This is a genomic window from Nocardia asteroides, from assembly GCF_021183625.1.
GTDB classification, from domain to species: domain Bacteria; phylum Actinomycetota; class Actinomycetes; order Mycobacteriales; family Mycobacteriaceae; genus Nocardia; species Nocardia asteroides_A.
The window spans coordinates 2,822,392-2,848,912 of record NZ_CP089214.1 but is presented as its reverse complement, the minus strand read 5'-3'; the positions used below and the strand labels follow the sequence as shown (position 1 = coordinate 2,848,912).

Sequence of the window (26,521 nt, the reverse complement as noted above, 5' to 3'; positions counted from 1 at the left end):
GAATGCACACTAACCCGCCGTCGGCCGGTGGGACGGAACGGCGGGTCGGTTACCGCCGACGCCCCGGTCACCGCGTGGAAGTTTGAACTGTGTCGGTGGGTTGGCCTAGGTTTCGCGGCATGCGGCTGCTGCACACCTCGGACTGGCACATCGGGCGCACCTTCCACGGCGTCGATCTGCTTGCCGATCAGGCCCGTTCGCTCGCCGCCGTCGCCGAGCTCGTCGCGGCCGAGTCGGTCGAGGTCGTGCTGCTCGCCGGCGACGTCTACGACCGCGCGATCCCCAGCGCCGACGCCATCGCCGTCTGCAACCGCGGCTTCGAGGCGATCCGCGAAGCGGGCGCCCGCATCGTGGCGACCTCGGGCAACCACGACTCCCCGGCCCGGCTCGGCGCGGGCGCCGGTTTCGCCGCGGCGGGCGGGCTGCACCTCTGCACCACCGTCGCCGCCTGCGACCGGCCGGTCCTGCTCGAGGACGAGCACGGCACCGTCGCCTGCTACGGCATCCCCTACCTGGAGCCGGAGATCACCCGCGCCGAACTCGAGGTGCCGCAGGCCCGTTCGCACGCCGAGGTGCTCGACGCCGCCATGGCCAGGATCAGGGCCGATCTGGCCGCCCGCGGCACCCCGCGCGCGGTGGTGCTCGCGCACGCCTTCGTGACCGGCGGCGAGGCCACCGGCTCCGAGCGCTCGATCGCGGTCGGCGGGGTGGAGGAGGTCTCGGCGTCCGCCTTCGACGGCATGGACTACGTGGCGCTCGGCCACCTGCACTCGCCGCAGACCCTGTCGGAGTCCGTGCGCTACTCGGGGTCGCTGCTGCCGTACTCGTTCGGCGAGCGGTCGCATCGGAAGGCCGTCTGGATCGTCGACCTGGACGAAACGGGGCTGGCGGCGGTCCGAAGGCACGAGCTGCCGGAGATCCGCGGCCTGCGGCTGCTCTCCGGCACGCTGGACGAACTGCTGACCGACCCGGTGTTCGATCGCGCCGTCGACGACTACATCACCGCGGAGCTGACCGACCCGGTTCGGCCGATGGATCCGCTGCGCAGGCTACAGAGCCGCTTCCCCTACGCGGTGCACGTGGATTGGCAACGGCCGGAGGGAGATCCGGAGTTCCGCTACCGTGAGCGGGTGCGCGGCAGGTCGGATGTGCAGATCGCGAGCGGCTTCGTCGCGGATGTGCGCGACGAGCCGTCGCAGCGCGAGGTCAGGCTGCTGGAACAGGCGCTGGCGGCGGCCGTCGCCGAGCCGGACGCCGCGATCGAGAGCGGGTTCTTCGAGTGAGGCTGCACCGGCTGGAGATCCTCGCGTTCGGCCCGTTCGCGCAGCCGACCGTCATCGACTTCGACGTGCTCGGCGCCGACGGCCTCTTCCTCCTGCACGGCCGGACCGGCGCGGGCAAGACCACGGTCCTCGATGCCATCGCCTTCGCGCTGTACGGCAAGGTGCCCGGCGCGCGCTCCGAGGGAAAGCGGCTGCACTCCGACCACGCCCCGGAGGACGTCGCCCCCAAGGTGGTGCTGGAGGCGACGCTGGGCGGGCAGCGCCTCCGGATCACCCGCAGCCCGGAGTTCCACCGGCCGGGCCGGAAGACCGCCGTGGCCGCCAAAGCGACGCTGACCTGGCTCGACGGTGAGCGGCAGAACCTCTCCCGGATCCAGGAGATCGGCGACGAGGTGATCCGGCTGCTCGGTATGAGCGCCGATCAGTTCTTCCAGGTGGTGCTGCTGCCGCAGGGCGATTTCGCCCGCTTCCTCCGCGCCGACAACGAAGAGCGGGAGAAGCTGCTGGAGAAGCTCTTCGACACCGAGCGCTTCGGTGTGGTCGAACAGTGGCTGGCCGAGCGGCGGCGGGAGGCGGGGGAGGCGCTGGCGGCGCAGCGGCAGCAGGTCATCGGGCTGATGGATCAGATCGCCGGTGTCACCGGGCAGCCAAGGGACGAGGCGCCGCTGAGCGAAGCCGAGGTCTGGGCGCAGGACCTGCTCGCCGCCACCCGCGCCGAGGTGGGCAGCACGGGTGACCGGGCCACCGCGCGCCGCGCCGCCTACGAGACCGCGCGGCGTGCGCTGGACCGGGAGCAGCGGGCACGCACCCTGCGCGAGCGCGCCGCCGTCGCGCACACGCAGCTGGACGATCATGCGGCGGAGGCGGCGCACCGGGCCGCCCTGCGGGCCGAGCTGGAGGCGGCGCACCGGGCCGACCCGGTCGTGGCGGCGGTACACGAGGCGCGGGACGCGCTGGAGACCGCGGGCACCCGGGTGGCCGACCGTGACGTGATCGCCGCCCGGCTCGGCGCGGCCGTCGGCGATCCGGGCGCCGCCGACATCGATGGCATCGAGCTGGTGCCGGTCGATGCCGGGGCGGTTCCCGAAGCGGCCGATCTCGAGCCCGCGTTGCACGCCTGGCTCGGTGGGCTCGGCAGACTCGACGAGCGCGCCGCCGATGCCGACGCCGTGACCGGGCTCACCGGCAGGCTGGAGAAGCTGGCCTCCGCCGAGCGCGCCCTGCATCGGGAACGGGATGAACTCGCCGGTCTCCGGGAGAGCCTGCCCGGCAGGCTGGCGGCCGCAGAGGCGCGGCTGCGCGAAGCCGACGGCGCCGCGGTCGCGCTGCCCGGGCTGACCGATGCCGCCGAGCGGTGCGACACCGCGGTGGCGGCGGCGATCCGCCTGGTCGAGTGCCGCGGCGAACTCGTCGCCGCCCAGACGGCTTCCGTGCAGGCCAAGGCCGCGCACAACGACGCCAGGGCCGCCGTACTGCACCTGCGGGAGCGGCGCCTGGCCGGAATGGCCGCCGAGCTGGCCACCGGGCTGCGCGCCGGCGAGCCCTGCCAGGTGTGCGGTTCGGCCGAGCACCCGCGGCCCGCGGTCGCCGGTGCCGAGCAGGTCTCGAAGGCCGCGGAGGCCGCCGCCGCCGAACGGGAGCGGGCCGCGGAGCGGGTGAGCGACAGTGCGCACGCGCTCGTCAACGAGCTGGAGCGGACGGTGAGCACGCTCGCCGCACACGGTGGCGACGCCGACCGGGCAGAGCTGGAGGCGCGCAGGCGCGCGGCCGCGCTCGAATTGGCGGACGCGCGGGAGCTCGCGAACGGCAGGGAGCAGGCCGCGGGCGAGCTGGCCCGGCTGCGCACCGAGTCGGAGCGGTTGCAGGACCGGCTGCGCCGCTGCGAGACCGAGCTCGGCGCCACCGTCGCCGAGCAGGACGCGGCCGGGAGCCAGCTCGAGCAGGTCACCGCGCGGGTGCGCGCCGCCGCCGGGGCGGATGGGTCGCTCGCGCGCCGTCGAACCCGGCTGCGCGCCCTGGTTCAGCACACCGAGGAGCTGCGCAGCGCCCGTGCGCAGGTGGCCGCCGCGGTGCAGCTGGCCGACTCGGCGCTGGCCCGGGCCGAGCGTCTGGCGAACGATGCGGGTTTCGTCTCGAACGGCCCCGTCGCGGAGCCGGATTCGGGCTCGATCGCGGATCGGCTGCTCGCGGCCGAGCGCCGCCGGGCAGCGATCACGGCACAGGTCGGCCCGGCTGCCAGGCCCGCGCGGTGGCAGCGGGAGACCGCCACGGCGCTGGAGGAGGCGGAGCTCGCGCGGGACCGCGCGCAGACCGTCCTCGACGAGCCGGAGGTCGGCGCCGCGCTCGCCGCCGAGCCCGCGGAGCTCACCGAGCTGGAGAGCGGGCTGGTCGAAGCGCAGGAGCTGCGCGATCAAGCCGTCGCCGACCACTCCGACGCGCAGCGCCGGGTGGCGAAGCTGGAACAGCTCAGCGGGCAGCTGTGGTCCGAGCTCGAGCGCTTCGCGCCGCAGCAGGCCCGATTCGAGGAGCTGGAAGGGCTGGCCAAGCTGGTTTCCGGGCGCGGCCAGAACAACAGGCAGATGTCGTTGCGGTCGTACGTGCTCGCGGCCCGGCTGGAGGAGGTCGCCGCGGCGGCTTCGGCGCGGCTGCGCCGGATGTCCGGCGGCCGCTACGAACTCGTGCACTCGGACCGGGCGAACGCCCGCAACCGGCTCAGCGGCCTCGGCCTCGACATCCGCGACGACTACACCGGCCGCGTCCGCCCCGCCAAGACGCTCTCCGGCGGCGAGACCTTCATGGCCTCGCTCTCCCTCGCGCTCGGCCTCGCCGACACCGTCGCCGCCGAATCGGGCGGCATCGTCCTGGACACCCTCTTCATCGACGAGGGCTTCGGCGGCCTCGACGCCGATACCCTCGACGCCGTCATGGGCGTCCTCGACGAACTGCGCGCGGGCGGGCGCGTGGTCGGCATCGTCAGCCACGTCGACGAGATGCGCCAGCGCATCCCCAGCCGCCTGCACGTCGTCCGCGGCCGCGAGGGCTCCTCCCTCCGCGCCACCGTCGCCTGAGGCGGGTGCCGCGGGCGCGGAGCACCGAAGGGCAACCGGCTATCGGCGCACGGCCGCCGCCAGCTCGGGGGCGCCGGACCCGGCGGCCGCCCGCGCCTCGTGCGCGAGCAGCCACCGCTTCGCCTCCAGCCCCCACCGGAACCCGCCGAGCGCCCCGCCGATCCGCAGGATCCGATGGCACGGAACGAAGAGCGCCGCCGCATTCCGCGCGCAGGCATTGGCGGCCGCCCTGGTGGCCGCCGGACGCCCCGCCGCCGCGGCGAACTCGGTGTACGTGATCGGCGCCCCGGCGGGCACCGTCCGCAGCACCTCCCAGGCATGCAGCAGGAACGGCCCCGACCGCTGCCGCACCGGCACCCGGTCGATCACCCCGACCTCCCCGTCGTGGAACGCGACGATCGCCTCGCTCACCGCACCGAGCGAACCCCGTTCGCGCAGCGCATCCGGCCGCAGCACCGGGTGGATCAACCCCCGCAACCCCTCCGCATCGCCGGTCCACCCACTGGCCAGCACCGCCCCGTCGGCGTCGACGAGCGCGGTGAACGGCCCGATCGGCGTCGGGACCACGGCGTAGTCGGCAGTCGAATTCATCACTGAACCTTCGCTTTCGAGTCGGAGAAGGCGGCGACCCGATCCCCGAGCGCCACCCGCCACAGATGCATGGAGAGGTACGACCGCCACGGCGACCACGCCGCCGTGGCAGCCAGGTCGATCCCGAGCAGCTCCGCGCCGCGCCGCACGATCAGGTCGGTGCCGAGCAGGATGTCCGGGTCGGCGAGCAGCCGCATGGTGACGTAGTCGGCGGTCCACGGCCCGACGCCGGGCAGCGCGAGCAGGTCGCGCCGCAGTTCGGCGGCGGTCCGCCCGGCGTGCAGCACCAGCGCGCCGCTCGCCACCGCCTCCGCCGCCCCGAGCACCGCCGCCACCCGGCGCCCCGGCCCGGTGAGCACCTCGGCCCCGCGCTCCGCCACCACCGCGGGCTCGGGGAAGAGCACCGCCCCCTCGACCCGCTCGCCGAGCGCCGCCACCAGCCGCGCGGTGTGCGTGGCCGCGGCGGCGACCGAGATCTGCTGCCCGATCATGGTCCGCAGCAGCAGCTCGGCGCCGTCCGCGCTGCCCGGCACCCGGATGCCGGGGGTGAGCCCGGGCCGCACCGCGGTGAGCGCCTCGTCGATGCCGACCGGGTCGGCGTCGAGATCGAGCAGGTGCCGCACCCGGGCCACGGTGGGCGCCAGGTCGCGCATGTCGCGCAGGGCGAGCTCGGCACGCACGTGGTCGTCGAGCAGCGCCAGCCGGACCAGCGCGTGGCCGTGCGGGGTGCGCAGCGCCCTGGTGTAGACGCCCTCGGCCCAGCCCTCCAGTCCGGGCACGGTGTGCGCGGCGAGGAACCAGCCGAGCCAAGCCCGGTCCAGCGGGGGCCGGAAGGGGAGCCGCAAGGTCAGCGTTCCGGCAGTGGTGTCCGGTTCGGCGCCGCGCCTGCGCGCCTCGGTGCGCAGCACCGTCGGGCTCACCCCGAACACCTCGCGCACGGTGTCGTTGAACTGCCGGATGCTGGCGAACCCCGCCGCGAACGCCACGTCCGAGATCGGCATGGCCGTGGTCTGGATCAGCAGCCGCGCGGTGTGCGCGCGATGCGCCCTGGCCAGCGCCAGCGGACCCGCGCCGAGTTCGGCGGTGAGCACCCGGGTCAGCTGCCGCGGCGAGTAGCCGAGCCCGGCCGCCAGCTCCGGGACCCCGCCGCGCTCCAGCACGCCGTCCCCGATCAGCCGCATGGCGCGCGCGGCCAGGTCGGCCCTGGTGTTCCAGTGCGGCGAGCCGGGTGCGGCGTCCGGCAGGCAGCGCCTGCAGGCCCGGTACCCGGCCTGCTGCGCGGCCGCGGCCGTCGGGAGGAAGGAGACGTTGGCCCGCTTCGGGGTGATCGCCGGGCACGACGGCCTGCAGTAGATGCCGGTGGTCCGCACCGCGGTGAAGAACTGCCCGTCGAAGCGGGCGTCCCGGGTGGAGACCGCCCGGTAGCAGCGTTCGAAGTCGAGTGCGGCGTTGTTCACGCCCTCCACCTTGGCAGCGCCGTCGGCCGCGGGCCAGCGGAAATCGGACACGACCGTGCGGCGGGCATCGCACCGGCCGCGCGGGCTGCCCGTCGCCGTCGCGCAGGTCGAGCCCGCACGCGGCCGCGCAGCGGATCGTTCGCGGAACAGCCTGCGCTCAGCAGCAGCGAGCGCCGGGATTCCGCTCCGCCTCGGCGTGCCGCTCCCGCCAGTACTCCCGCTCGGAGGGAACCGGCTGATCCGGGTGCACCCGGCGCCGGTGCGCGACGTACCGCTGGTAATCCTGCCCCCCGAGCACCCCGTCGAACCACCAGAGCACCCCGCCGAACGCCCGGCGCAGGACGGCCGGGAGCGCGGTCCGGCCGTCCCGCCCGGTCAGCTCGCCGGCTCCGGCGTCCGCGCCGGCTTCTCCGCCAGTTCGTCCCACTGCCGCTGCACCTCCTTCTCCTCCGCCGTCGGGAAGAACCCGCTCGGCGCGAAGAGCTTCGACGGCTCCTCCGGCGATTCGGTGGTCTCCGCCCCGCCGGAGCGCAGCGCCCGCACGCAGACGAGCGCGCCGACCACCGCCACGATGAGCACCAGCACCGCGAAGACGATCGAGAGCGTGCCCTGGATGAAGGTGTTGCGCACGACGGCGTCCACGCTCTCCGGCGTCTTGGCGGTCAAACACAGCGTGCCCGCCTCCTGCGCCTGCCGGCAGATGCTGTGCTGCTTCCAGTAGCCGAGCTTGGGGTCGGCGGAGAAGATCTTCTGCCAGGACGCCGTCATGGTCACCACGAGATCCCAGACCAGCGGCACCGCCGCGATCCAGGCCCACTTCACCATGCCCTTCTTGATCAGGATGGTGAGCACAACGGTGAGCGCGATCGCCGCGAGCAGCTGGTTCGCGATGCCGAAGAGCGGGAAGAGCGCGTTGATGCCGCCGAGCGGGTCGGTGACGCCCATGAGCAGGATCGAGCCCCAGGCCAGCACCACCGCGGCCGAGCAGAACCAGGCCCCGACCCGCCAGGACGGATCCTTGAACTTGCGCGCGGGCCCGCCGAAGTTGCCCAGCGAATCGGAGAGCATGAACCGCGCCACCCTGGTGCCCGCGTCGATCGTGGTGAGGATGAAGAGCGCCTCGAACATGATCGCGAAGTGGTACCAGAACGACTTCATGCCCGCGCCGCCGAGGAACTGGGAGAACACCTCGGAGATGCCGATCGCCAGCGTCGGCGCGCCGCCGGTGCGCGAGATGATGCTCTCCTCGCCGACGTCGGCCGCCGCCTGGCCGAGCACCTCCGGCGTGGTCGGCGGCCCGGAGAGGCCGAGCGAGTTGGTGTAGGCGGCGGCGGTCTCCGGGGTGCCGCCGGTGAGCCCGAGCGGCGCGTTCATCGCGAAGTACAGGTGCTGGTCGATGATGCAGGCGGTGATGAGCGCCATCACCGCGACGAACGACTCCATCAGCATGCCGCCGTACCCGATCATCCGGGCGTGCGACTCCTTCTCCAGCAGCTTCGGCGTGGTGCCGGAGGCGATCAGCGCGTGGAATCCGGAGAGCGCGCCGCAGGCGATCGTGATGAACAGGAACGGGAAGAGGCTGCCCGCGAAGGCCGGGCCGTTGCCGCTGATCGCGAACTGCGAGACCGCGGGCGCCTTCAGCACCGGCAGCGTCACCAGGATGCCGATCGCCAGCAGCCCGATCGTGCCGATCTTCATGAAGGTGGAGAGGTAGTCGCGCGGGGCGAGCAGCAGCCACACCGGCAGCACCGAGGCCACGAAGCCGTAGCCGATCAGCAGCCAGGCGATCGTCACCGGGGAGAGCGTGAACCAGTCCGCGCCCCAGCTCGTCTCGGCGACCCAGCCGCCCGAGACGATGGCGAGGATGAGCAGCACGAAGCCGATGATCGAGACCTCGCCGACCTTCCCCGGCCGCAGGTAGCGCAGGTAGACCCCCATGAAGAGCGCGATCGGGATGGTCATGCCGATGGAGAAGATCCCCCACGGGCTCTCCGCCAGCGCGTTCACCACCACCAGCGCGAGCACCGCGAGCAGGATCATCATGATCACCAGCACGCCGACGATGGCGGCGACGCCGCCGACCAGCCCCAGCTCGTCGCGGGCCATCTGCCCCAGCGACCGCCCGCGGCGCTTCAGCGAGATCCACAGCACCAGGTAGTCCTGCACCGCGCCGGCCAGCACCACGCCGACCACGATCCAGATCGTGCCGGGCAGGTACCCCATCTGCGCCGCGAGCACCGGGCCGACCAGCGGCCCGGCCCCCGCGATGGCGGCGAAGTGGTGCCCGTACAGCACCCGCCGGTCCATCGGCACGAAATCCTTGCCGTTGTCCAGGATCTCGGCCGGGGTGGCGAGGTCGTCGCGCGGCTTGGTGATCTTGCGCTGGATCAGCGTCGAGTAGAACCGGTACGCGATGACGTAGGTGCAGACCGCCGCGATCACGATCCACACCGCGTTCACCGATTCGCCGCGGACCACCGCCAGAATCGCCCAGGCGACGGCGCCGAGCACCGCGATGGCGCCGAAGATCCCCTTCTTGACCGGTGTGATCGGACGCTTGTCCACCACGCCGACCGGTGGCAGATCCGGATCCGTCCGCAGATATTCGATCGTCGCCATCTGCTCACACTCCCGTCGACGCCCAGCTCCATTGCCGAAACAGCAGCCAACGTATCCGATGGGCGATCACCGGCCCCGGCTTGTTCCATATTGTTCCCGGGCGCGTCATTCCCCGCGGTAGGTTCCGAAACTCCAGAGATTTCCCTCCGGATCGCGGACGCTGAACCCGCGCGAGCCGTAGTCCTCGTCGCGCAGCCCGCGCACCAGCTCGGCGCCTGCCGCGGTGGCGCGCTCGAACAGCGCGTCCGGCTCGTCGGTCACCAGGTAGATGTTGTCGTTGCCGGTCGCGCGCGAGCAGAACGGATCATCGGATTTGTTCGCGGTGCCGTACATGATGCCGCCGCCCGCGGGCCAGCGGAGTTCGCCGTGCTCCACGATCGAGGGATCGTTCTCCCTGGTGTATTCGGCGACCTTCCGGAATCCGAAGGCGCGCACCAGGAAATCGACGGTCTTCTCCGCGTCGCGGAAGGAGAGGCAGGGCCAGACGCCCACAGTGTTTTCGCTCATGGCTCCACCTTCACGCCAGGGGTGTGGTCCCGTCTTGGACGGATGGAATCTCCTCGGTGCGCCACAGCGTCGGCGCGCACCCGGCCAGCTCCGCGAAGTCCCGGTTCAGGTGTGCCTGGTCGTAGTACCCGCAGACCGCCGCGACCTGTGCCAGCGAAATGTGCGACGGAACCCGCTCGATCATCCGCCGCGCCCGTTCGAACCGGGCGATCCGACCGGCCAGCTTCGGCCCGAGCCCGAACTCACCGGTGAATCGCCTGGTCAGGTGCTGCCTGCTCCAGCCGATCTCCCCGGCCAGCGCCCCGATCGGCGGGCCGCCGCGCACCACCGTGCGCCACGCCCAGGCCAGCTCCGGCGTGACCTGCCGCTCGTGATCGGCCAGGTCGGTGAGCACCCGATCGACCGCCGCGAACCGCCCCGGCCAGTCCGGCACCGTCTGGAGCTCGACCCAGAGCCGCTCACCCAGCGGCCCCGCGACGTCGGCCAGCTCCAGCGAGAGACTCCACAGCTCCCCGGCGGGCACCCCGAAGAGCGTGCGGCAGCCGAGCGGCGTCAGCGCGATGGCGACGCCCTCCTGATTGCCGTCGTGCCGGATGGTCGCGGGCCCGGCCTGCAACCCGCCGAGCACGCAGCCGTAGGCGTCCGGCCGCTGCCCCGGATCGGCCTGCTCGACCACCTCGATCCGCGGCCCGATGGCGACGATGAAGGTCAGATGCCGCGACGGCAGCCCGCGATGCAGCCCGGGCGCGTACCCGGTCTGCCGATAGCCGAGGTAGTGGTCGACGAACCCGGCGAGCGCCTGCGCGGGCCGAGCCGTGACCACCTCGGAGGTGGGCTGCATGGCTCACAGGTTACGCCGCGTAGACTCTGCTCCTCGTGAGTCTCACCCTCGGAATCGTCGGGCTGCCCAACGTCGGAAAATCGACGCTGTTCAACGCCCTGACCAAGAACGACGTGCTCGCCGCGAACTACCCCTTCGCGACGATCGAGCCCAACGTCGGCGTGGTCCCCCTCCCCGACCCCAGGCTCGACAAACTGGCCGAGATCTTCGCCTCCGAGCGCATCGTCCCCGCCGTGGTCTCCTTCGTCGACATCGCCGGCATCGTCAAGGGCGCCTCCGAAGGCGCCGGCCTCGGCAACAAATTCCTCGCCAACATCCGCGAAGCCGACGCCATCTGCCAGGTCGTCCGGGTCTTCGCCGACGACGACGTCATCCACGTCGACGGCCGCGTCGACCCCGCCGCCGACATCGAGGTCATCGAGACCGAGCTCATCCTCGCCGACCTGCAGACCCTGGAGAAGGCGGTCGTCCGGCTGGAGAAGGAAGCGCGGGTCAAGAAGGACCGCAAACCCGCCGCCGACGCCGCCAAGCAGGCGCAGGAGATCCTGGACTCCGGCCGCACCCTCTTCGCCGCCGCCGCCGAGATCGACACCGAGCTGTTGCGCGAGCTGAGCCTGCTCACGGTGAAGCCGTTCCTCTACGTCTTCAACGCCGACGAGTCGGTGCTCACCGACGAAGCCCGCGTCGCCGAATTGAAGGCGTCCGTCGCCCCCGCCGATGCGGTGTTCCTCGACGCCAAGGTCGAAGCCGAACTCCTCGAACTCGACGATGAGTCCGCCCTGGAACTCCTCGAATCCATCGGCCAGACCGAGCCCGGCCTGCACGGCCTCGCCCGCGCCGGCTTCCACACCCTCGGCCTGCAGACCTACCTCACCGCCGGGCCCAAGGAGGCCCGTGCCTGGACCATCCACCAGGGGGACACCGCTCCCAAGGCGGCCGGGGTGATCCACACCGACTTCGAGCGCGGGTTCATCAAGGCGGAGATCGTCGCTTTCGACGATCTGGTGGCGGCGGGGTCGATGGCTGCGGCGAAGGCGGCGGGGAAGGTTCGGATGGAGGGCAAGGACTACGTCATGTCCGACGGCGACGTCGTCGAGTTCCGCTTCAACGTGTAGCCGCACCGGCCTTCTGGCGACGTGCCGAGTCTCGCTATATAGTCGAATATATAGCGGCCCGAGGAGGCGTCATGACGGTTACCAGTGTTGATCTCGACATGCAGCTGGTCGAGCGGGCCAGGGTGCTCACGGGGGAGCGCTCGAATCGGGCCGTGCTCGATCTCGCGCTACGCCGACTGATCGCCTCGAAGCAGAAGGGCGCGATGATCGACGGTATCGCGGGGCTGAGCGACCTGGAGAACGAACTCGGCGCGCCGGTGGCCTCTCCGGACGAGTCCCGGTCCCCGTGACCGACTACCTGGTCGACAACTCGGTCTGGGCAAGACTCGCCACTGGAGATCCTGGTATCACCGCCCGGCTGCGCCGCATCGAGCGGGCGCCGTCCGACCTGTTCGTCACCTGCCCGCCACAGGTGCTCGAATTTTGCCACAGTGCTCGGACGCCCGATGAGCACGCGCACTACCGAGAGCAGATCTCGCTCGGGTTCCCGCTCGAGCACGCTCCTGAAGAGTCGCTCGTGCTCGATATTCAGGCGGCACTGTGGAACGCGGGGCTCGTCCGGGCGGCCGGATCCCTCGATATCCTCATCGCTGGCTACGCCATCGTGAACGATGCGACCGTGCTTGCCGCCGACCACGACTACGAGCACATCGCGAAGGTGTCGGACCTGCAGTTTGAATACGTCTCGCCTGCGACTTGATGTTGCTTCGTGGCGGAATGCGCAGGGTGCCGTAGGTCACTGGCGAGCCTGCCGAGGCGGCTCAGGTCGTTGGGTGCAGCGTTCAGTTCTGGGTGGCGTTCACTTTTACTGAACAGCCGGTCTCAGTTCACCGCCTTGGCGATCAACGCCCCCAAACGTTCCGCGTCCACCTCCGACAACTCCGTGATGGCGAACGACGTCGGCCACATCGCCCCTTCGTCCAGCTGAGCGATCGCATCGAACCCGAACGTCGCGTACCGCGCCTTGAACTTGTCGGCCGCCTGGAAGAAGCACAGGACCTTGCCGTCCCGGTAGTAGGCGGGCATGCCGTACCAGAGCTTGGGGACGAGCGCGGGGGCGTGGGTTTTGACGAGGGTGTGGATGCGTTCGGCGATGGCGCGGTCGGCGTCGGGCATCTCGGCGATCTTGGCGAGGACTTCCGGCTCGGTGTCCTTGCCGCGCTTGCGCGACTCGAGTTCGGTCGCGCGCTGCTTCATGGCGTCGCGCTCCTCGGCGGTGAAGCCGTCGTAGCTCTTCGGCTTGTCGGTCATGGGTGGCTCCTGCCTGGGGTGATCCGGTACGGAGAACGGTAGGGGCGGCGGAGCGTCCGGGGCTTCTCGAAAACTGATCGTTTGTGGCAAGCCCCGGAACTGGGGGCGTAATACCGGGCGGGAGATTCCGATTCTGCTGGTGTCGGGGTTCTGAAAGGGGAGGCAATGAGGAAGATCTTCGGGGCGGCGGTCATGGCGATCGGGGTGGTCGCGGCGGTGGCCGGGTGTCAGGGCGATACCGGGGACTCGGCGCCGCCGGGAACGACGGTGACGCAGGCGCCGAGCGGTACCCAGCAACCGGGTGGCACGCAACAGCCCGGTGGAAGCCAGCAGCCGGGTGGGACGCAGCAACCGGGAGGCCCGGGCTCGCCCGCCCAACCCGCGACGGCGGGCAATGGGAAGTGCCTGGACCCGGCATCGCCGGTGGTGACAGCAGCCGTCGCGACCCTCGGGCGAGCAGGGAACGAGGCACCCTTCCTCCCGGACGGCGCCAGCGACAACCCACTCGGCCAGTGCCCGCAACTCTTGTGGGCCCGCGTGACCGCGGGCGGCTCCGCGAGCTCCCCCTCGTACATCCTGTTCTTCGACCACACCGGCTACCTCGGCACCGCCACCCCGCGCGAGACCTCCTACGCCTCGGCGACCGGCGCGACCGACACAGCGGTTCAGGTGCAGTACCGCTGGCTCACCGGCGACGAACCGTTCTGCTGCCCGCAGGGCGGCCCGGTCACCATCACCTTCACGCTGAACGGCAAAGCGGTGACCCCGGACCGGCAGGTGCCGAGCGAGGTCACCGACCCGTTCCAACCGGCCCCCGGCTGCCCGGTGGACACCGCGACACTGGTGACCGCGCTCCAGGGCACCGACATCGAGGACCGCCTGGCGACGCCGATCGAACTGGAGGACGCCAGGTGCGCGAACGGCTGGGCCTCGGCGCGCAGCGGGTCGCACGGCGGTACGACGCAGCCGGCCCGGGTGCTGTTCCAGTACTCCGCGAACGCGTGGCGGCCGGTCGACGTCGGCAGCGCCATCCGGTGCGCGGAGTACGGCGCACCGGAGCAGCTCTGCGGGTAGCGGGTCAGCGGCGCAGCACCGCCAGGAGTTCGTGCACGCTCACGAACGCCGGGTGCTGCGCCGTGTCGCCGCCACCCTCGGCCCACAGCTCGACCCACTCGGAGTCCGGGCCGAGCACCCGCTCCAGCGCCCGGACCGCGAGTTCCGGTGTGCCCTCGCCGATATCGAGCGTCCCGCCTTCGGTGAGGAAGGTGGGGCCGTAGGCGGAGGTGAGGGGGGTGCCGCCGGGCAGCGTCGACGCGACGACCGCGGCCGCGGCGACGGCGGCGGCTGCCTCGTCGTTTTCCAGGTAGCCGGTGGTCTCCGCCGCCTCGGTCAGCGCGTCGCGCAGCAGGGCCTGCCGGTCGCCGGGCTCGGCGTGGTGCAGGCGCGCACTCCAGTCGCCGGCGTGATCGTTGTCGAAGGGTCCGAAATCCCAGGCGCCCATGTGTTCCTCTCCCGTGGTGTCGCGGCCCACCGTAGGGCACCGGACCGACAGGGTGTGCCCGGTGGTCGCGGGCGCGTAACGACACGGTTGCCGATGAAACATACGGGTCGGTCGCCCAGTGACTGCCCCGGTAACCCCCGCACGGACGCACCGCTCGGTGCGCCCCGCGCGCCGGGGCAAGGGTCCTTGGTCCCTATCTCAGGTCGATATAGGAAGTACCTCGAGAATGAGAACCGAAAGGTCTCTCATGCCGCCGGGAATTGGATACCGAAAGGTTTTAATACCGACAAGTCTGAATACCGGCGGGTAAATCACTCGTATCCAGGGGTTGCCGGGGATTATCTGCCGTTCGACGTGCGATCACTCGCGCCGGTGTGTAGCGTCTGGAATTCGTAACCTACGCACGGAACAGGCCGGGGGATCGGTGATCGGGATCGATGGCTGCCTGCAACGCATCATGGACATTCCTGGTGCGCGCAGCGTGACACTGGTGGACGGGGCCAGTGGCTTGGCGATCGCAGCCGCAGGTAGACATGACCACGTCGACGAGCACGAGGACGCCGCGGGGACCACGGACGTGGTGCGCGCGGTGCTCGGTTGCTCCGCGCTCGCGACCGCCGGCGACGACGTCAGCGAGATCATCGTCTACGGCACCAGCGGATATCACCTGCTGAATCTCGTGAACGGCGATTTCGACGGAAGATTATTCGTTCACGTCCTCTTCGACGAGGAAAACGGAAACTTGGCAATGGCGCGATTCCGGCTCAAGAATATCCTCGGCGAATTGGCCGGCGATCCCGCATGAGCACTGATCTCGAGCTCGAACTGCAGCGGCTGGAAAAGGCGGGGAGCACCGGCGTCCTGCGCGCGAGCGACGGCGAGTTCCACCTGGCCGAGGGTGCGATCGTCTCCGCCGAGTGCCGCTGGACCACCGGGCTGGACCGGTTGGTGGTGGAGGCCGGAGTCGCCACCGAGGAGGACTGGCGACGGGCGGGCGCGGGCGATCCGGCGCCGGTGCTGGGCCGACCCCGGCTGGAAACCCTGGCGTTGCTGTCGGTCTTCGACGCCGCCTACTTTCTGCTCGCCACCGCCGAGCGGAGCGAATTCCACCCGGCGCCCGCGCACTGGCTGGCCCCGGTCTGCCACGTGCCGCCGCGGGCGCTCATGCGGGAGTGCGCGCGCCGCGGCGATCCGCGCTCCGGGCCGTGGCCCGCCGCGCTGGTCGATCGCGCCGCCGTCGTTCCGGTGCGCCGGGTGCGGCGCAAGCGCGTCGTGCTGACCGGCGGCCAGGCGGAGGTGCTCGCCATCGCGGACGGCCACCGCACCATCGCCTCGATCGCGCGGGCGCTCGGGCGCACCGCCTACGGGGTGCTGGAGGCGGTGCGCGAACTGACCGCCGCCGAGCTGATCGAGCATCCGGTGCTGCTGCCGGAGCCGCCGGTCGCCGAGATCCCGACGCTTCCGGTGACGCCGCTTCCGGTGACCCCGGCGCTCCCGGTCACCCCGCTGCCGCGGCGCGTCGCCCAGCCGGTCGAGCCGCTCGCCCCGTACGACCGGCTGGAGCCGGTCGACCGCGAGGTGCTGGTCCGGCTGAAGGCCGCGCTGGAGGAGCTGAAGTGGTGACGGCGGGAAAGAAGCTGCTCGGCGATCTGATGGGAAGGAAGAGCAAGGTGTCGATGTCCGGACCCGAACCCGACGCCGTCGTGCTGGCGGAGCTCAGGGCGCTGCGCGAGCGCGTGCCGAAGCTCACCGGCGCGCTGGTCGCCTCCAGCGACGGCCTGCTGGTCGCACACGACCTACCCCCGCAGATCGAGCCGTCCCGGATGGCGGCGCTCGCCGCCTCCCACCTCTCGCTCTCGCACCGGCTCGTGACCACCGCGCACGGCGGCGGGTTCCACGAGGTCGTGGTGAACGGCACCGGCGGCCACGTGGTCATCTACGCGGCCGGCTGGACCTCGCTGACCGTGCTCGCGGGCCCCGAGGTGAACGTCGGGCGGCTGCACCTGGAGAGCCGTCCCGTGGCCCGCGCCATCGCCGACCACCTGACGGCGATCACGAACGATCCCGGAAAAGACCGGGCAACGAAAACCCACTGAAAGGAACCCTGTGTCCACCACCATGGATCTCGCTCTGAAGGACATGATGGTCATCGACGGCGCTGTCGGCGCCGCGGTGGTCGACTACAACAGCGGCATGGCGCTCGGCATGCTCGGGAGCTCCAAGTCGCTCGACCTGCAGGTCGCCGCCGCGGGCAACACCGAGGTGGTGCGGGCCAAGATGCGCACCATGGAACAGCTCGGGCTGAACGAGGACATCGAGGACATCCTCATCACGCTGCAGGGCCAGTACCACATCATCCGCCCGATGACCGGCCGCAAGTCCAAGGGCCTCTTCCTCTACATCGCGCTCGACCGCAACCGGGCCAACCTGGCGCTGGCCAGGCACCGGCTGCGCGGGATCGAGGAGGATCTCGAGGTCTAGCACCTCGCACGCTCGCGGAGCCCGGCACCGGGGCCGGGCATCGCGGGAATGAATCAGCACCTCGCGGCGCTGTAGTCGGTAGAATTTGAACTTTGAAATACCGACTTCCCGAGGTGACCCGTGACCACGTCCCGCCTGCTCGATCCGGCAGCGTCGCGCACCGCCGCGGCCGATGCGCTGGTCCCCGCCGCGCACCCGTTCGCCGGACACCTGCGGCACGCCGCCGCCGGCACCGAGCCGCACCGCGGCTGGACGCCGGGCGACGGCCCGCTGCCCGCGCTCTACCTCAGCCACGGCGCTCCGCCGCTGCTGGAGGACACGCCGTGGATGCGGCAGCTGCACGGCTGGGCCCGCGCGCTGCCGCGGCCGCGCGCGATCCTCATCGTCAGCGCGCACTGGGAGTCCGATGCCATCGGCATCACCAGCACGGCGCCGACCGAACTGGTCTACGACTTCGGCGGCTTCCAGCCGCTCTACTACCGGATGCGGTACGACACACCGGAATCCGGTTCGCTCGCCGAGCGGCTGCGGGCGGTGCTGCCGGATGGCACGCACGTCTTCGAGCACCGCGGCCGCGGGCTCGACCACGGCGCCTGGATCCCGCTGAAGGTCATGTACCCGGAGGCCGACATCCCGGTACTGCAGCTCAGCCTGCCCACCGATGACCCGGCCGGGCTGCTCGCGCTGGGCGAGCGGCTGCGTGCGCTGCGCGCCGAGGGGGTCCTGGTGATCGGCTCCGGCTACATGACGCACGGCCTGCCCTACGTCGACTGGGCGCACCCGGAGCGGGTTCCCGGCTGGTCGCGGGAGTTCGACGAGTGGGCGGCGACCGCGCTGGCCGCCGGCGACCTGGCCGAACTCACGGAGTACCGGCATCGAGCGCCCGCACTGGCCTACGCGCACCCGACGGTGGAACACTTCACACCGCTGTTCGTCACCCTCGGCGCCGCGACCGAACCGGCCGCCGCGGTCACCACCGTGATCGACGGATTCGCCATGGGCCTGGCCAAGAGGTCGGTCCAGACCGCCTGAGAGCCGAGGTGCCCGTGTCCGATCCACGCTGGCTGGACGACCGCGAGATGGCGGCGTGGCTGCCGCTGATCAAGCTCATCCACCTGCTGCCGCAGGCGCTGGACCGGCAGCTGCGCGACGAGGTCGGGATCGGGCACAGCTACTACTCCATGCTCGCCTCGCTCTCCGACGCGCCCGACCGCACCATGCCGATGGGCGAGCTGGCCCGCTACACCGCGACCAGCCCGTCCCGGCTCAGCCACGCCATCTCGGTGATGCAGGAGCGCGGCTGGGTCGCGCGCAAGCCGTCGCCCGCGGACCGCCGCATCCAGTACGCCACGCTCACCAGCGCCGGGCTGGAGGTGCTGCGCGAGGTCGCGCCGAGCCACGTCGCCGAGGTGCGCAGGCTGATCTTCGACCGGCTCACCCTCGAACAGGTGGATCAGCTGCGCGATCTGAGTACCGCGGTGCTGGACGGGCTCGACGGCCCCGGATCAGCCGGGCGCTGAACGGGATCCGCTCACGCCGCGCGGCTGCACGAATCGTGCGCATGCCCGGAGCGACCCGAACGCTACGCTTCGGACCATGTCGACCCCCCGCGGTGGCCGCCCGCGCAGCGACCGGGCGCACCGGGCGATCCTGGAGGCGACCCGCGACCTGCTCGCCGACACCGGGTACGAGGCGCTGACCATCGAGGCCATCGCGGCGGCCGCCGGGGTCGGCAGGCAGACGGTGTACCGCTGGTGGTCGGCGAAGTCCGCGGTGGTGGCCGAGGCGGTGCTGGCCGGGCTGGTCGACGCCGAGCGCGCCGCGCCGCCCGACACCGGCGATATCGCCGCGGACCTGCGCACCTGGTGGCGGGAGACGCTCGCGATCATGGCCGAGCCGCGGACCGCGGGGCTGGTGCGGGGGCTGGTCGTCGCCGCCGCCGAGAACACCGGCGACGCCACCCTCCTCTACGCCCGCTTCACCGGTCCGCTGCGCGACGCCATCACCGCGCGGCTGCACGCGGAGGCGGCGCGGGGGCGGCTGCGCGAGGGTGCGGCGCTGGACACCATCGGCGAGGCGCTCATCGGCACGCTGCTCTACCGGCTGCTCACCGGGACGGCGGAGCGCGCCGACACGGTGCTCGTCGACCTGCTGCTGCACGGGGTGCTGCGGGAATGACGAAAGCACCGGCCCGCGAATCGGATTCGCGGGCCGGTGCTTTCTCGGGCTCGGGTCAGTTGCCGAGCGTGAGCAGCTTCTGGAAGAAGTCGCGGTACTCGCGCAGCGCCTGGCGCAGGTCCTCGGTGTCGCCGTCGGTGCCGCGGGACCAGCGGCCCTGCAGCTGCTGCTGGCGCTCGGACCAGCGGGTGGTGATCTGCTCGACGGTCTCGGCCACGAGCAGGTCGGCCCTGGTCACGGCGTCGTGCGGGTTGTCGACGAAGGAGCCCTGGACTTCCTTCCAGCGGGTCTCCAGGACGTCGAGCAGGTCTCGGTCGAAGAACGGCTTGTCGGCGGTGTCAACGGACTGCGGGGTCGTCGCGGTGGTGGCCGGGACGGCGGGCTCGCGGGAGACCGTGGCGGAGTGTGGCTCCGCGTCGAGGTCCGGGGTGGTGTCGTGGTCGGCGTGGTGGTCGGTGGTGGGCTCGCCGGAGACGACCGGATCGGCCGTGATCGTCGGCTTACCGGACAGTCCGTCCGCGCTCGCCGCGTCGTCCGTCACGACGGCGGAGTGCGACTTGTCGTGCGCTCCATCGGAATCCGACGCGGTGTACGCCCCATCGGAATGCGTCGTGCTGTGCGTCCCGTCGGTATCCGACGCGGTATGCGCACGATCGGTATCCGACGCGGTGTGGGGCAGATCGGTATCCGAGGCGGTGTGCGTCAAGCCGGTATCCGACGGAGTGTGCGTCAGGTCGGTGTCCGACGCGGTGTGCGTGCCGTCGGTGCCGGGGTCGGTCGGCGCGTGCCGCTCGCCGGCGTGCGGCTCGTGGCCGGCGACATCATCTCGCGTCGTGTCGTGCGAGGTCGCCGAGGGCTCGGTGACGGCGGTGGATTCGCCGGGCGCCCCCGGCCCGCCGCTGATCCGGACCTGGTCCCGGTCGCGGGTGCTGTTCTGGTCGGTGCTCATGCGTTCACGTCCTTGGTGCTGTAATGGCCATCGTCGAGCAGGTCACGGAAGATTTCGCGGAAGTGCACGATGGCGGTGCGCTGATCCTCGGTGGAGGCGTCGCGGCCGGCGATCTCGTGGCCCTTCCGGTAGTGCTCGAGGACCGCGGTGTGCCGCACCGAGAGGTGCGCGGCCTGCTCCTCGTACCCGCCGGTGGGGTAGCCGCGTTCGGCCATCACCTCGGTCACCAGGCGATCGGCCTCGCGCACCGCGCCGGCCGGGTCGTCCACGAACTGCTCCTGCACGCCGTTCCAGCGCTCGGAGTACTTCGCGGTGCGCGCGGGCTCCAGCGGCCGCAGTTCGAGCTCCGCGTGCTTGCGTTCGCGGTCGAGTAGTTCGTGCTCGCCGCTGCGCTTGTCCGGCGCCGCGGTCACCACGCGGTCGTACTCGGGGCCGAATCTGCGCTTCAGCTTGTTGCTCCGCAGCGCGGGCCGCACCAATAGGGCGATCCCGGCCGCGGCGACGATCACCACGAGTACCACGATGGCCAACACTCCAGCAGACACCCGATTCCTCCTTTGCCGAACCCGATGTGTCGGAGACGGGAATGCCTCGCCACCGCGATCCGAAACGGTGCTGTCCGCGGCGGATCCGAAGCGAGCGGGAGGTTTTCGCCGGGCGGCGGAGAATTTACGGCCGCTGACCTGGTTCGGCGACGGAATCGGCGGCGGGGCGCGGCCACGGATTCTCTTCGCGCTGCTCGATATCCCGGTTGAACCGGGAGATCAGCGCGCCGAGCTGGGCCAGGTCGGCCTCCGGCCAGTCGGAGACCACCGTCCGCAGCCCCTCGTGCGCGAGCGCGCGGTCGGCGGCGAGCAGCTCCAGCCCCTTGGCGCTGGCCCGCACCTTGCGCGCCACCCCGCCGTCCGGGTCCGGAACCCGCACCACGAGCTGCTGCTTGGACATCGCGGCGACCTGGCGGTTCAGCGTCGAGATGTCGAGCCGGAACGCCTCGGCGAGCTCGCGCAGGCTGAGCGCGTGCTCCAGCTCCAGCCGGGTCAGGATGAGGAAGGCCGAGCGCTCGAGCTGGTGCCCCGCGCGTCGCGGGGTGGCGCCGGTGTAGTGCCGGGAGAGCAGGGTCAGCTCGAACGAGAGCCGTTCGACCGCGTCGTACTCGCCGGAACCGGAATCGGACATTCGACCACTATGTCCCAGGACCGGGGGAGCGCCAAATTGTGCACGATGCACATGATGTGTACCGTGCACATGTGAGTATCACCGCCGAATCCGACACCGGGTCACTCAGCGGCGAGCGTCGCCTGCCGCCGCCCGCCGTCCTGATCGCCACGCTGAGCATGGTCGGCGTCGTGGTCTCGCTCATGCAGACCCTGGTCATCCCGATCGTCCCGCTGCTGCCCGGGCTGCTCGGCACCTCGCCGACGAACGCCTCCTGGGTCATCACCGCGACGCTGCTGGCCGGTGCGGTGATGATGCCGATCAGCGGCAGGCTCGGCGACATGTTCGGCAAGCGGCGGATCCTGCTGGTGTCGCTGTTGCTGCTGGTCATCGGCTCGCTGGTCTGCGCGCTCTCCTCCTCGCTCGGGCCGGAGATCGTCGGCCGGGCGCTGCAGGGCGCGGCCACCGGCGCGATTCCGCTCGGTATCAGCATCCTGCGCGACGAGCTGCCGCCGCAGCGGGTGGGCTCGGCCATCGCGGTGATGAGCGCGACGCTCGGCGTCGGCGGCGCCGTCGGGCTCCCGCTCGCCGCGGTGATCGCGCAGAACGCGGACTGGCACGTGCTCTTCTGGACCTCGGCCGGGCTCGGCGCGCTCTGCGCGGTGCTGGTCTTCCTGCTGGTGCCGGAGTCGGCGGTGCGTACGCCCGCCCCCTTCGACTTCCTCGGCGCCATCGGGCTCGCCGTGACGCTGGTCGCTTTGCTCGTCGCCATCACCAAGGGCACCGACTGGGGCTGGAGCAGCGGCAGTACCCTCGGGCTGCTCGCGCTCGCGCTGGTCGCCGGGCTCGTCTTCGGCTGGTACGAGCTGCGCCGGAAGGCGCCGCTGGTCGACCTGCGGGTCTCCGCGCGCCCCCGGGTGCTGCTCACCAACCTGGCATCGATCGCGATCGGCTTCGCGCTCTACGGCATGTCGCTGACCTTCCCGCAGCTGCTCATGGCGCCCGAGGCCACCGGCTACGGTTTCGGCCTCTCCATGGTCGCGGCCGGGCTGGCGCTCGCCCCGGGCGGGCTGATGATGCTGCTGCTCTCGCCGGTCTCGGCGCGGATCTCGGCGGCGCGCAGCCCGAAGCTGACGCTCGGGCTCGGCGCGACGGTGGTCGGGCTCGGCTACCTGAGCGCGGCGGTGTGGATGGGCGCGGTCTGGCAGATCGTGCTGGCCGCGAGCATCGTGGCGGCGGGCATCGGGCTGGCCTACGCGGCCATGCCCGCGCTGATCATGGGCGCGGTGCCGATCAGCGAGACCGGCGCGGCCAACGGCCTGAACGCGCTGATGCGCGCCATCGGCACCTCGACCTCGGCGGCGGTGATGAGCGTCGTGCTCGCGCACATGACGATGGAGCTCGGCGGGCACCAGCTGCCCTCGCGGGACGGCTTCCTGCTGACCTTCTACATCTCGGTCGCCGCGGCCGCACTGGCGGTGCTGATCACCGCCTGCATCCCGATGAAGCGCACGGCGGACGCCGCTACCCCTTCGTGACGAAGCCCTGCTCGACCATCCAGTCCCGCGCCACCTCGGCGGGCTCCCTGCCCTCCACGTCGATCAGCCGGTTCAGCTCGGTCACCGACTCGTTGGTGAGCAGCTTCGTGATCGGCTCCAGCACGGTGATCACCTCGGGGTGCTCGGTGGCGTAGGCGTCGGTCATCACCAGGGCGGCGTTGTACTTGGGGAAGAAGGCGCGGTCGTCGGCGAGCAGTAGCAGGTCCAGCGCCGGGATACGGCCGTCGGTGGCGGCCACCGAGCCGAACCGGCAGGAGCCGCCGTCGGCCACCGCGCTGTAGACCACCGCGTCCTGCACGATCTGCTTGGGCGCGCTGCCGTTGTCGATGCCGTAGGCGCGGGCCATGCCGGGGTAGCCGTCCTGCCGGACGTTGAACTCGGTGCCGACGCAGGTCACGGCGGCGCCGGGGTTGGAGTTGAGCAGCTTCGCGTAGTCGGAGAGGCTGCGCACCCCGGTCTGCTGCGCGTACGCCGCGCTGGTGATCAGCGCGTAGGTGTTGTTCACCGGGGCCATCGCGGCCCAGCGCATGCCGTTGGCGGCGAGATCGGCGTCGCGCACCGCCTCGAACTGGCCCTGCGAATCCGGGATCGGCTTCTCGTTGCCGAGGTAGTTGATCCAGCCGGTGCCGGTGTAGTCGAAGGCGATGTCGATCTGGTCGTTGAGCTGGGAATCGCGCAGGCTGTTCGAGCCCTGGATATTGGTCAGGTCGCGGACCTCCATCCCGGCCGCGGTGAGCGCGAACTCGATGATGTAGCCGAGGATCAGCTGCTCGGTGAAGTCCTTGGAGCCGACGGTCACCGCGACCCCCTCCAGCGCGGGCACCGGCCGGATACTGCCCGGCCCGACGCTCAGCGGCACCGCGCCGCCGGACTCCAGCCCGCACCCGGTCAGCGCCAGGACCGCCGCCGCCAGGAGCGCGCCCAGCCCCCGCCGCGTACAGCAGCCCGTCGTCACCGGAGCCCCTTGGGCCCCAGGTACTGCTCGGCCAGCGCGCCGAGCCAGTCCACCAGCAGCGCCAGCGCGACCGCGAGCACCGCGCCGAGTACCAGGGTGACGTTGTCCCGCAGCTTGTAGCCGGTGTCGATGAGGATGCCGAGCCCGCCCGCGCTGACCAGGAAGGAGAGCGTCGCGGTGCCGACCGCGAGCACCAGCGAGGTGCGCAGCCCGGCCAGGATGTAGGGAATCGCGAGCGGGAACTCGATGCGCCGCAGCACGGCCCACTGCGACATGCCCTGCCCGCGCCCCGCGTCCACGACCGCCGGATCGACCTGCTGGTAGCCGAGGATGGTGTTCCGCAGCACCGGCAGCAGCGAGTAGAAGGCGATCGGCGCCACCCCGATCCAGAACCCGGTGGTGCTGGTGACCAGGTAGAAGAGCACGATCAGGCCGATCGCCGGAGCCGCCGCGCCGATATTGGCGATGCCGACGAAGACCGGTGCCAGCCTGCGCCAGCCGGGCCGGGTGACCAGGGTGCCGATCGGCACCGCCAGCGCCACCACGATCAGCACGACGGTGACGGTGATCAGGATGTGCTGCCAGGTCACGGTGGCGACATTGGAGACGTTGACGCTCGCCTCCTGGGTCGCGGTGAGATCCCGGTTGAAGGCCCAGATCAGCACTCCGGCGACGAGGATCGCGACGAGCAGCGGCTGGGCGAGCAGCCGCAGCCGCTCGGCCCTGCGCTCGGCGCCGGTCGAGGTCGCGGTGCTCACGAAGGCTCCGAGGTTCCGCTGCCCGGCTTGCCGGTGTCACCGGCCGCCGCCTCCGCGTCCGCCGCCGAGGTCGGCTCGGGCGCTGTGCCCGCCGCGGGCTTCGCGGTGTCGTCGGCCGCGGACGCGTTGCCCGCCGGGGGCTTGGCCGCCTCGTGCTCCGGCGATTCGGCCGCGTGCCGCACCGTGGCGAGGTGCGAGACCAGCGTGTCGACCGCGATGGTGCCGAGGTACTCGTTCCGGTCGCCGGTGACGATGGCGGTCGCGGTCGGCTCGGCGAGCAGCGCCTCCAGCGCGTCCTGCAGCGTCGAGCGGCGCGCGACCCAGTCGGCCACCGGGGTGCCGACCGAGGCGAGCGAGGCGGCGCGGTCCAGCTGGTCGGCGGTGACCCAGCGCAGCGGCCTGCGCCGCTCGTCGAGCACGAGCGCGAGGGAGTCCCCGCTGCGGGCGAGCTCGGCGCGCAGCCCGGCGATGTCGTCGGTCTCCAGCGCCGCCGGGGTGGGGTGCAGCTCGATATCGCTCACCCGGGTGAGCGTGAGCTGCCGCAGCCCGGCGCCGGCTCCGACGAAACCGGCGACGGTGTCGTCGGCGGGCGCGGCCAGGATCGCCTCGGGGGTGTCGTACTGCAGGATGCGGGACTGATTGCCGAGCACCGCGATCCGATCGCCCAGCTTGACCGCCTCGGCGAAGTCGTGGGTGACGAAGACGATGGTCTTGTGCAGCTCGGCCTGCAGCCGGAGCAGCTCGTCCTGCAGGAAGCCGCGGGTGATCGGGTCGACCGCGCCGAACGGCTCGTCCATCAGCAGCACCGGCGGGTCGGCGGCGAGCGCGCGGGCCACCCCGACGCGCTGCTGCTGGCCGCCGGAGAGCTGGCGCGGGTAGCGGTCGCGGAAGGTCGCGGCGTCCAGCCCGACCAGGTCCAACATCTCCTCGACCCGGGCCGCGATCCGCTTCTTGTCCCAGCCGAGCAGCCCCGGCACGGTCGCGATGTTCTTGGCGACGGTGAGGTGCGGGAAGAGCCCGGACTGCTGGATGGCGTAGCCGATCTTGCGGCGCAGCTGGTCGCCGTTGATCCGCAGCGCGTCCTCGCCGCCGATGGTGATCTTCCCCGAGGTGGGCTCGATCAGCCGGTTGATCATCCGCATGGTCGTGGTCTTGCCGCAGCCGGACGGGCCGACGAGGACCACGATCTCCCCGGGCGGCAGCGTCATCGAGACATTGTCGACCGCGGGCTTCTCGCTGCCGGGGTACCGCTTGGTCACCGAGTCGAGCACGATCTCGACGCCGGAGACCGCGTCGGTGCCCGCGGACTTGTGCAGGTCGGTGTCGGTCACGTCGTTCCCCTCGAGATGGTGAGTCGTCCGACGAGGACGAGGATCCCGTCGAGCAGCAGGGCCAGGATCACGATCAGCACGGTGCCGGTCAGCGCCATCGGCACGGCGGTCGGGCTGCCGAGCCGGGCCAGCCCGGAGAAGATCAGGTTGCCGAGTCCGGGGCCCTTGGCGTACGCCGCGATGGCGAGGATTCCCATGATCATCTGGGTGCTGACCCGCATGCCTGCGAGAATGGCGGGCCAGGCCAATGGCAGCTCGATCCGGGTGAGGACCCGCATCGAGTTCATCCCGACGCCGCGGGCCGCGTCGGTGACAGCGGGATCCACCGCCGCCAGCCCGACGATCGTGTTGCGCAGGATCGGCAGCAGCGCGTAGAGCACCAGCGCGATCACGGTGGGCGCGACGCCGAGGCCGAAGATCGGGATCAGCAGCCCGAGCAGCGCGAAGGACGGAATGGTGAGGACCGCGCTGGCCAGCGCGGTCGCCACCGAGGAGCCGAACGGGCTGCGATACACCAGGATCCCGATCAGCACCGCGATCAGGGTGGCCAGGAATACCGACTGCACCACCGCCGAGACATGCAGATAGGAATCGGTGAGCAGCTGCGCGCGCCGGTTCACCACGAAGGTCCACAAGGTGTCCAGGATTGCCTCCCACGGCCCGGTGTTGGGTTGCAGATTAACCCCTCCGACCCCGCGAAGCGGGCGTTCCGCGCGCCGGGAGCGGCGCGTTGCGCTCTCCGGCCGAGGTCGCCCGCCTGCCCGAGCTTCCGATCGGGCCGAGGAAAACTGTTGCCGCCCAACCTGAATGGCCGATGCGAGGGTGGCGTTTCGGCGCCGGGGGCTTACGATGGGAGCGCGGCGCCCGGCAGCGTCGCCCGCGAGCCCTGTCCTGCCTCCCCCTCATCGGCAGGACAGGGCTC

Annotated in this window: 29 protein-coding genes; 14 read left to right on the top strand and 15 right to left on the bottom strand. The window is 71.5% G+C overall.

The window, feature by feature from the left end; genetic code table 11:
* Positions 1–119 precede the first annotated feature (119 nt).
* A complete protein-coding gene (locus LTT61_RS13790) occupies positions 120–1,283 on the top strand; it encodes an exonuclease SbcCD subunit D (protein WP_233020353.1) in 1,164 nt (387 codons plus the stop codon).
* Complete coding sequence (locus LTT61_RS13785; protein WP_233020352.1) at positions 1,280–4,351, top strand: AAA family ATPase; 3,072 nt, start codon at positions 1,280–1,282, stop codon at positions 4,349–4,351. Before LTT61_RS13790 ends, LTT61_RS13785 begins: the two co-directional genes overlap by 4 nt.
* Positions 4,352–4,390: 39 nt before the next feature.
* On the opposite strand, the gene LTT61_RS13780 is transcribed toward LTT61_RS13785, so the two are convergent.
* From LTT61_RS13780 to LTT61_RS13755, 6 genes are all read right to left on the bottom strand, one after another.
* On the bottom strand, positions 4,391–4,942 hold the full coding sequence (locus LTT61_RS13780) for a methylated-DNA--[protein]-cysteine S-methyltransferase (protein ID WP_233020351.1): 552 nt from the start codon (positions 4,940–4,942) through the stop codon (positions 4,391–4,393).
* The gene (locus LTT61_RS13775) at positions 4,942–6,399 is read right to left on the bottom strand and encodes an Ada metal-binding domain-containing protein (protein ID WP_233020350.1); all 1,458 of its coding nucleotides are present in this window, start codon (positions 6,397–6,399) and stop codon (positions 4,942–4,944) included. The genes LTT61_RS13780 and LTT61_RS13775 overlap by 1 nt, the downstream gene beginning before the upstream one ends.
* A gap of 157 nt (positions 6,400–6,556) precedes the next feature.
* The gene (locus LTT61_RS13770; RefSeq protein ID WP_420094785.1) at positions 6,557–6,826 is read right to left on the bottom strand and encodes a YbdD/YjiX family protein; all 270 of its coding nucleotides are present in this window, start codon (positions 6,824–6,826) and stop codon (positions 6,557–6,559) included.
* Positions 6,775–9,018: a carbon starvation CstA family protein gene (locus LTT61_RS13765; protein WP_233020349.1), complete on the bottom strand. Its 2,244-nt coding sequence runs from the start codon at positions 9,016–9,018 to the stop codon at positions 6,775–6,777. The genes LTT61_RS13770 and LTT61_RS13765 overlap by 52 nt, the downstream gene beginning before the upstream one ends.
* Before the next feature lie 105 nt (positions 9,019–9,123).
* Entirely contained in the window at positions 9,124–9,525 is a 402-nt protein-coding gene (locus LTT61_RS13760) for a VOC family protein (RefSeq protein ID WP_233020348.1), read from the bottom strand.
* A 10-nt stretch (positions 9,526–9,535) separates the two neighbouring features.
* Positions 9,536–10,366, bottom strand: a complete 831-nt coding sequence (locus LTT61_RS13755) for an AraC family transcriptional regulator (protein WP_233020347.1) — start codon at positions 10,364–10,366, stop codon at positions 9,536–9,538.
* Positions 10,367–10,401: 35 nt separating this feature from the next.
* Here LTT61_RS13755 and ychF point away from each other — a divergent pair, with 35 nt between their 5' ends.
* From ychF to LTT61_RS13740, 3 genes are all read left to right on the top strand, one after another.
* Positions 10,402–11,481 (top strand): redox-regulated ATPase YchF, encoded by a 1,080-nt coding sequence (gene ychF, locus LTT61_RS13750; protein WP_233020346.1) that lies wholly within the window; start codon positions 10,402–10,404, stop codon positions 11,479–11,481.
* Between the two features lie 71 nt (positions 11,482–11,552).
* Positions 11,553–11,771, top strand: coding sequence for a type II toxin-antitoxin system VapB family antitoxin (locus LTT61_RS13745; RefSeq protein WP_233020345.1), 219 nt, complete (start codon positions 11,553–11,555; stop codon positions 11,769–11,771).
* Positions 11,768–12,181 carry a PIN domain-containing protein gene (locus LTT61_RS13740; RefSeq protein WP_233020344.1) on the top strand — a complete coding sequence of 138 codons (414 nt, stop codon included), beginning with the start codon at positions 11,768–11,770 and terminating at the stop codon, positions 12,179–12,181. The genes LTT61_RS13745 and LTT61_RS13740 overlap by 4 nt, the downstream gene beginning before the upstream one ends.
* 122 nt (positions 12,182–12,303) lie before the next feature.
* On the opposite strand, the gene LTT61_RS13735 is transcribed toward LTT61_RS13740, so the two are convergent.
* Positions 12,304–12,732 (bottom strand): iron chaperone, encoded by a 429-nt coding sequence (locus LTT61_RS13735; protein WP_233020343.1) that lies wholly within the window; start codon positions 12,730–12,732, stop codon positions 12,304–12,306.
* A gap of 165 nt (positions 12,733–12,897) precedes the next feature.
* Here LTT61_RS13735 and LTT61_RS13730 point away from each other — a divergent pair, with 165 nt between their 5' ends.
* Entirely contained in the window at positions 12,898–13,806 is a 909-nt protein-coding gene (locus LTT61_RS13730; protein WP_233020342.1) for an LppP/LprE family lipoprotein, read from the top strand.
* 4 nt (positions 13,807–13,810) lie between these two features.
* Here LTT61_RS13730 and LTT61_RS13725 read toward each other — a convergent pair whose 3' ends face one another.
* Positions 13,811–14,233, bottom strand: a complete 423-nt coding sequence (locus LTT61_RS13725; RefSeq protein ID WP_233020341.1) for a DUF4259 domain-containing protein — start codon at positions 14,231–14,233, stop codon at positions 13,811–13,813.
* Positions 14,234–14,657: 424 nt separating this feature from the next.
* On the opposite strand from LTT61_RS13725, the gene LTT61_RS13720 reads away from it, so the two are divergent.
* From LTT61_RS13720 to LTT61_RS13690, 7 genes are all read left to right on the top strand, one after another.
* The gene (locus LTT61_RS13720; protein ID WP_233020340.1) at positions 14,658–15,038 is read left to right on the top strand and encodes a hypothetical protein; all 381 of its coding nucleotides are present in this window, start codon (positions 14,658–14,660) and stop codon (positions 15,036–15,038) included.
* On the top strand, positions 15,035–15,856 hold the full coding sequence (locus LTT61_RS13715; RefSeq protein ID WP_233020339.1) for a hypothetical protein: 822 nt from the start codon (positions 15,035–15,037) through the stop codon (positions 15,854–15,856). The genes LTT61_RS13720 and LTT61_RS13715 overlap by 4 nt, the downstream gene beginning before the upstream one ends.
* The gene (locus tag LTT61_RS13710; protein WP_233020338.1) at positions 15,850–16,329 is read left to right on the top strand and encodes a roadblock/LC7 domain-containing protein; all 480 of its coding nucleotides are present in this window, start codon (positions 15,850–15,852) and stop codon (positions 16,327–16,329) included. The genes LTT61_RS13715 and LTT61_RS13710 overlap by 7 nt, the downstream gene beginning before the upstream one ends.
* Positions 16,330–16,351: 22 nt before the next feature.
* Positions 16,352–16,714 carry a hypothetical protein gene (locus LTT61_RS13705; RefSeq protein WP_233021005.1) on the top strand — a complete coding sequence of 121 codons (363 nt, stop codon included), beginning with the start codon at positions 16,352–16,354 and terminating at the stop codon, positions 16,712–16,714.
* A 270-nt stretch (positions 16,715–16,984) separates the two neighbouring features.
* A complete protein-coding gene (locus LTT61_RS13700; RefSeq protein ID WP_233021004.1) occupies positions 16,985–17,746 on the top strand; it encodes a dioxygenase in 762 nt (253 codons plus the stop codon).
* Positions 17,747–17,760: 14 nt separating this feature from the next.
* Positions 17,761–18,234: a MarR family winged helix-turn-helix transcriptional regulator gene (locus LTT61_RS13695; RefSeq protein WP_233020337.1), complete on the top strand. Its 474-nt coding sequence runs from the start codon at positions 17,761–17,763 to the stop codon at positions 18,232–18,234.
* Positions 18,235–18,310: 76 nt separating this feature from the next.
* The gene (locus LTT61_RS13690) at positions 18,311–18,892 is read left to right on the top strand and encodes a TetR/AcrR family transcriptional regulator (protein WP_233020336.1); all 582 of its coding nucleotides are present in this window, start codon (positions 18,311–18,313) and stop codon (positions 18,890–18,892) included.
* A 55-nt stretch (positions 18,893–18,947) separates the two neighbouring features.
* Here the strand turns inward: LTT61_RS13690 and LTT61_RS13685 are convergent, their stop codons facing one another.
* The 3 genes from LTT61_RS13685 to LTT61_RS13675 all read right to left on the bottom strand — a co-directional run bounded on the left by LTT61_RS13685 (position 18,948) and on the right by LTT61_RS13675 (position 21,017).
* Positions 18,948–19,841 (bottom strand): hypothetical protein, encoded by an 894-nt coding sequence (locus LTT61_RS13685; protein WP_233020335.1) that lies wholly within the window; start codon positions 19,839–19,841, stop codon positions 18,948–18,950.
* Positions 19,838–20,386, bottom strand: coding sequence for a hypothetical protein (locus tag LTT61_RS13680; RefSeq protein WP_233020334.1), 549 nt, complete (start codon positions 20,384–20,386; stop codon positions 19,838–19,840). The genes LTT61_RS13685 and LTT61_RS13680 overlap by 4 nt, the downstream gene beginning before the upstream one ends.
* Positions 20,387–20,510: 124 nt before the next feature.
* Complete coding sequence (locus LTT61_RS13675) at positions 20,511–21,017, bottom strand: MarR family winged helix-turn-helix transcriptional regulator (protein WP_233020333.1); 507 nt, start codon at positions 21,015–21,017, stop codon at positions 20,511–20,513.
* A gap of 158 nt (positions 21,018–21,175) precedes the next feature.
* On the opposite strand from LTT61_RS13675, the gene LTT61_RS13670 reads away from it, so the two are divergent.
* Positions 21,176–22,534 carry an MFS transporter gene (locus LTT61_RS13670; protein ID WP_420094810.1) on the top strand — a complete coding sequence of 453 codons (1,359 nt, stop codon included), beginning with the start codon at positions 21,176–21,178 and terminating at the stop codon, positions 22,532–22,534.
* On the opposite strand, the gene LTT61_RS13665 is transcribed toward LTT61_RS13670, so the two are convergent.
* From LTT61_RS13665 to LTT61_RS13650, 4 genes are read right to left on the bottom strand one after another with little or no spacing between them, the layout of a single operon-like run.
* A complete protein-coding gene (locus tag LTT61_RS13665; RefSeq protein ID WP_420094784.1) occupies positions 22,521–23,510 on the bottom strand; it encodes a glycine betaine ABC transporter substrate-binding protein in 990 nt (329 codons plus the stop codon). The two genes, LTT61_RS13670 and LTT61_RS13665, sit on opposite strands and share 14 nt — an antisense overlap.
* Positions 23,507–24,268, bottom strand: a complete 762-nt coding sequence (locus LTT61_RS13660; RefSeq protein WP_233020331.1) for an ABC transporter permease — start codon at positions 24,266–24,268, stop codon at positions 23,507–23,509. The genes LTT61_RS13665 and LTT61_RS13660 overlap by 4 nt, the downstream gene beginning before the upstream one ends.
* Positions 24,265–25,599 carry an ABC transporter ATP-binding protein gene (locus LTT61_RS13655; RefSeq protein ID WP_233020330.1) on the bottom strand — a complete coding sequence of 445 codons (1,335 nt, stop codon included), beginning with the start codon at positions 25,597–25,599 and terminating at the stop codon, positions 24,265–24,267. The genes LTT61_RS13660 and LTT61_RS13655 overlap by 4 nt, the downstream gene beginning before the upstream one ends.
* Positions 25,596–26,243, bottom strand: a complete 648-nt coding sequence (locus tag LTT61_RS13650) for an ABC transporter permease (RefSeq protein WP_233021002.1) — start codon at positions 26,241–26,243, stop codon at positions 25,596–25,598. Before LTT61_RS13650 ends, LTT61_RS13655 begins: the two co-directional genes overlap by 4 nt.
* Positions 26,244–26,521 lie beyond the last annotated feature (278 nt).